Genomic DNA, 5,513 nt, shown 5'->3' on the forward strand with positions numbered 1-5,513 from the left:
CTGAGTTCGGGATGGGATCAGGTGGTTCCAACGCTCTATGGTCGTCAAGCAATTCGGTTGGGGAGTCGGTGTTGAGTCGCTTCCCCTAATTGGGTATGTGATGTCTGTTTCGGTGTTGCTTGCGAGTGTTGCTGATCTTCGGTTTGTTTGTCGACTTCAACCGTCTGACACGCAAACATCAAATTGTTTGGGTGTTATATGGTCAAGCCTCACGGGCAATTAGTATTGGTTAGCTCAACGCCTCACAGCGCTTACACACCCAACCTATCAACGTCGTAGTCTTCGACGGCCCTTCAGGGAGCTCAAGGCTCCAGTGAGATCTCATCTTGAGGCAAGTTTCCCGCTTAGATGCTTTCAGCGGTTATCTCTTCCGAACGTAGCTACCCGGCAATGCCACTGGCGTGACAACCGGAACACCAGAGGTTCGTCCACTCCGGTCCTCTCGTACTAGGAGCAGCCCCTCTCAAATCTCAAACGTCCACGGCAGATAGGGACCGAACTGTCTCACGACGTTCTAAACCCAGCTCGCGTACCACTTTAAATGGCGAACAGCCATACCCTTGGGACCGGCTTCAGCCCCAGGATGTGATGAGCCGACATCGAGGTGCCAAACACCGCCGTCGATATGAACTCTTGGGCGGTATCAGCCTGTTATCCCCGGAGTACCTTTTATCCGTTGAGCGATGGCCCTTCCATACAGAACCACCGGATCACTAAGACCTACTTTCGTACCTGCTCGACGTGTCTGTCTCGCAGTCAAGCGCGCTTTTGCCTTTATACTCTACGACCGATTTCCGACCGGTCTGAGCGCACCTTCGTACTCCTCCGTTACTCTTTAGGAGGAGACCGCCCCAGTCAAACTACCCACCATACACTGTCCTCGATCCGGATAACGGACCAGAGTTAGAACCTCAAAGTTGCCAGGGTGGTATTTCAAGGTTGGCTCCACGCGAACTGGCGTCCACGCTTCAAAGCCTCCCACCTATCCTACACAAGCAAATTCAAAGTCCAGTGCAAAGCTATAGTAAAGGTTCACGGGGTCTTTCCGTCTAGCCGCGGATACACTGCATCTTCACAGCGATTTCAATTTCACTGAGTCTCGGGTGGAGACAGCGCCGCCATCGTTACGCCATTCGTGCAGGTCGGAACTTACCCGACAAGGAATTTCGCTACCTTAGGACCGTTATAGTTACGGCCGCCGTTTACCGGGGCTTCGATCAAGAGCTTCGCTTGCGCTAACCCCATCAATTAACCTTCCGGCACCGGGCAGGCGTCACACCCTATACGTCCACTTTCGTGTTTGCAGAGTGCTGTGTTTTTAATAAACAGTCGCAGCGGCCTGGTATCTTCGACCGGCATGGGCTTACGTAGTAAATACTTCACCCTCACCGGCGCACCTTCTCCCGAAGTTACGGTGCCATTTTGCCTAGTTCCTTCACCCGAGTTCTCTCAAGCGCCTTGGTATTCTCTACCCAACCACCTGTGTCGGTTTGGGGTACGGTTCCTAGTTACCTGAAGCTTAGAGGCTTTTCCTGGAAGCATGGCATCAACCACTTCGCTTTCTAAAAGAAAGCTCGTCATCAGTTCTCGGCATTAAGATCCCGGATTTACCTAAGACCTCTGCCTACCACCTTAAACAAGGACAACCAACGCCTTGCTGGCCTAGCCTTCTCCGTCCCCCCATCGCAGTAACTAGAAGTACGGGAATATTAACCCGTTTCCCATCGACTACGCTCTTCAGCCTCGCCTTAGGGACCGACTCACCCTGCGTCGATTAACGTTGCGCAGGAACCCTTGGTCTTTCGGCGTGCGAGTTTTTCACTCGCATTGTCGTTACTCATGTCAGCATTCGCACTTCTGATACCTCCAGCCAGCTTCTCAACTGACCTTCACAGGCTTACAGAACGCTCCTCTACCGCTCAACTTGCGTTGAACCCGTAGCTTCGGTACCTGGTTTGAGCCCCGTTACATCTTCCGCGCAGGCCGACTCGACTAGTGAGCTATTACGCTTTCTTTAAAGGGTGGCTGCTTCTAAGCCAACCTCCTAGCTGTCTAAGCCTTCCCACATCGTTTCCCACTTAACCAGGATTTTGGGACCTTAGCTGACGGTCTGGGTTGTTTCCCTTTTCACGACGGACGTTAGCACCCGCCGTGTGTCTCCCGTGCTGACACTTGCTGGTATTCGGAGTTTGCATCGGTTTGGTAAGTCGGGATGACCCCCTAGCCGAAACAGTGCTCTACCCCCAGCAGTGATACACGAGGCGCTACCTAAATAGCTTTCGAGGAGAACCAGCTATCTCCGAGCTTGATTAGCCTTTCACTCCGATCCACAGGTCATCCGCTAACTTTTCAACGGTAGTCGGTTCGGTCCTCCAGTTAGTGTTACCCAACCTTCAACCTGCCCATGGATAGATCGCCCGGTTTCGGGTCTATTCCCAGCGACTAAACGCCCTATTAAGACTCGCTTTCGCTACGCCTCCCCTATTCGGTTAAGCTCGCCACTGAAAATAAGTCGCTGACCCATTATACAAAAGGTACGCAGTCACCTAACAAAGTAGGCTCCCACTGCTTGTACGCATACGGTTTCAGGATCTATTTCACTCCCCTCTCCGGGGTTCTTTTCGCCTTTCCCTCACGGTACTAGTTCACTATCGGTCAGTCAGTAGTATTTAGCCTTGGAGGATGGTCCCCCCATATTCAGACAAAGTTTCTCGTGCTCCGTCCTACTCGATTTCACTTCTAAGACCTTTTCGCGTACAGGGCTATCACCCACTATGGCCGCACTTTCCAGAGCGTTCCGCTAAAATCAAAGAAGCTTAAGGGCTAATCCCCGTTCGCTCGCCACTACTAAGGGAATCTCGGTTGATTTCTTTTCCTCAGGGTACTTAGATGTTTCAGTTCCCCTGGTTCGCCTCACACACCTATGTATTCAGTGTGTGATAACCATCTTATGATGGCTGGGTTCCCCCATTCAGACATCTCCGGATCAAAGTCTGTTTGCCGACTCCCCGAAGCTTTTCGCAGGCTACCACGTCTTTCATCGCCTCTGACTGCCAAGGCATCCACCGTATGCGCTTCTTCACTTGACCATATAACCCCAAGCAATCTGGTTACTGTCTAATAACGTGAAGACGACATTCGCCGAAAATCCGCAATTTTACTCGCAAATTTTACCTTGACTTGAATAATTACCAGTGAAAGTAACTACCCAAATCTACTTCTATCACATACCCAAATTTTTAAAGAACAGTTCTGGCGCAAAGACCAGAAATCAATACTCTCCATACCTCAGGAGTACTCATTTCTGTGCTTTCAGCGATTGTCGAGAATAATGGTGGAGCCAAGCGGGATCGAACCGCTGACCTCCTGCGTGCAAAGCAGGCGCTCTCCCAGCTGAGCTATGGCCCCATCTACAGATCGGCCACATCCCATGACAATTGGTGGGTCTGGGCAGATTCGAACTGCCGACCTCACCCTTATCAGGGGTGCGCTCTAACCAACTGAGCTACAGACCCAATCGTCTCTCTCGGGTCGAAACCCAATCGCTTTTCGCTAGTGAATCAAGCAATTCGTGTGGGAACTTGTAAAGAAGCTGAAGTCTTCGATTAAGGAGGTGATCCAGCCGCAGGTTCCCCTACGGCTACCTTGTTACGACTTCACCCCAGTCATGAATCACTCCGTGGTAACCGTCCCCCCGAAGGTTAGACTAGCTACTTCTGGAGCAACCCACTCCCATGGTGTGACGGGCGGTGTGTACAAGGCCCGGGAACGTATTCACCGTGACATTCTGATTCACGATTACTAGCGATTCCGACTTCACGCAGTCGAGTTGCAGACTGCGATCCGGACTACGATCGGTTTTATGGGATTAGCTCCACCTCGCGGCTTGGCAACCCTTTGTACCGACCATTGTAGCACGTGTGTAGCCCAGGCCGTAAGGGCCATGATGACTTGACGTCATCCCCACCTTCCTCCGGTTTGTCACCGGCAGTCTCCTTAGAGTGCCCACCTTAACGTGCTGGTAACTAAGGACAAGGGTTGCGCTCGTTACGGGACTTAACCCAACATCTCACGACACGAGCTGACGACAGCCATGCAGCACCTGTGTCAGAGTTCCCGAAGGCACCAATCCATCTCTGGAAAGTTCTCTGCATGTCAAGGCCTGGTAAGGTTCTTCGCGTTGCTTCGAATTAAACCACATGCTCCACCGCTTGTGCGGGCCCCCGTCAATTCATTTGAGTTTTAACCTTGCGGCCGTACTCCCCAGGCGGTCGACTTAATGCGTTAGCTGCGCCACTAAGATCTCAAGGATCCCAACGGCTAGTCGACATCGTTTACGGCGTGGACTACCAGGGTATCTAATCCTGTTTGCTCCCCACGCTTTCGCACCTCAGTGTCAGTATTAGCCCAGGTGGTCGCCTTCGCCACTGGTGTTCCTTCCTATATCTACGCATTTCACCGCTACACAGGAAATTCCACCACCCTCTGCCATACTCTAGCTTGCCAGTTTTGGATGCAGTTCCCAGGTTGAGCCCGGGGCTTTCACATCCAACTTAACAAACCACCTACGCGCGCTTTACGCCCAGTAATTCCGATTAACGCTTGCACCCTTCGTATTACCGCGGCTGCTGGCACGAAGTTAGCCGGTGCTTATTCTGTCGGTAACGTCAAAACAGCAAGGTATTAGCTTACTGCCCTTCCTCCCAACTTAAAGTGCTTTACAATCCGAAGACCTTCTTCACACACGCGGCATGGCTGGATCAGGCTTTCGCCCATTGTCCAATATTCCCCACTGCTGCCTCCCGTAGGAGTCTGGACCGTGTCTCAGTTCCAGTGTGACTGATCATCCTCTCAGACCAGTTACGGATCGTCGCCTTGGTGAGCCTTTACCTCACCAACTAGCTAATCCGACCTAGGCTCATCTATTAGCGCAAGGCCCGAAGGTCCCCTGCTTTCTCCCGTAGGACGTATGCGGTATTAGCGTTCCTTTCGAAACGTTGTCCCCCACTAATAGGCAGATTCCTAGGCATTACTCACCCGTCCGCCGCTGAATCAGAGAGCAAGCTCTCTTCATCCGCTCGACTTGCATGTGTTAGGCCTGCCGCCAGCGTTCAATCTGAGCCATGATCAAACTCTTCAGTTTAATACTGCATGGGTTTTGAGAAAACCCTAAACTTGGCTCAGCAATCGCAATCTCTTCTTAAAGAATCACTTCTAAAGAAGAGTACTCAATGATTTCTCGTTGAGCGTTTGTGATGCTGATAATCTTACTGACCATCAGTCTTACATTCACAAGCACCCACACGAATTGCTTGATTCAGTTGTTAAAGAGCGTTTCGATCAAGTCTTTCGTCTCAACCGAGGCCGCGCATTCTACAGCAGCCTTGTTACCTGTCAAGCTGTTTTTGAAGAAGTTTTTCTTTCTTCTCAACCGCTTGCGCTTCAGATCAACTTGCGTCTCTCATCAGCGGGAGGCGAATCATACAGCGTTCAAAACCGCTGTCAACCACCTC

1 protein-coding gene, 2 tRNA genes and 3 rRNA genes are annotated in these 5,513 nt (G+C 51.5%); 1 reads left to right on the forward strand and 5 read right to left on the reverse strand.

All coding sequences use genetic code 11. The features are described 5' to 3' along the window. The 5 genes from rrf to CXK91_RS22420 form a co-directional block, all read right to left on the reverse strand. Positions 1–49, reverse strand: a 5S ribosomal RNA gene (gene rrf / locus CXK91_RS23085); the annotation flags it as partial. Between the two features lie 149 nt (positions 50–198). Next, positions 199–3,089, reverse strand: a 23S ribosomal RNA gene (locus tag CXK91_RS22405). A 243-nt stretch (positions 3,090–3,332) separates the two neighbouring features. Then, positions 3,333–3,408: transfer RNA gene (locus tag CXK91_RS22410), tRNA-Ala, on the reverse strand. A gap of 30 nt (positions 3,409–3,438) precedes the next feature. Beyond that, positions 3,439–3,515, reverse strand: a tRNA-Ile gene (locus CXK91_RS22415). Positions 3,516–3,606: 91 nt separating this feature from the next. Next, positions 3,607–5,143 (reverse strand): 16S ribosomal RNA (locus CXK91_RS22420). Between the two features lie 99 nt (positions 5,144–5,242). Here CXK91_RS22420 and CXK91_RS22820 point away from each other — a divergent pair. Beyond that, the coding region (locus CXK91_RS22820; protein ID WP_219811505.1) for a hypothetical protein at positions 5,243–5,513 on the forward strand (271 nt) is incomplete at its 3' end.

It is taken from the genome of Stutzerimonas stutzeri (assembly GCF_002909485.1).
GTDB classification, from domain to species: domain Bacteria; phylum Pseudomonadota; class Gammaproteobacteria; order Pseudomonadales; family Pseudomonadaceae; genus Stutzerimonas; species Stutzerimonas stutzeri_AH.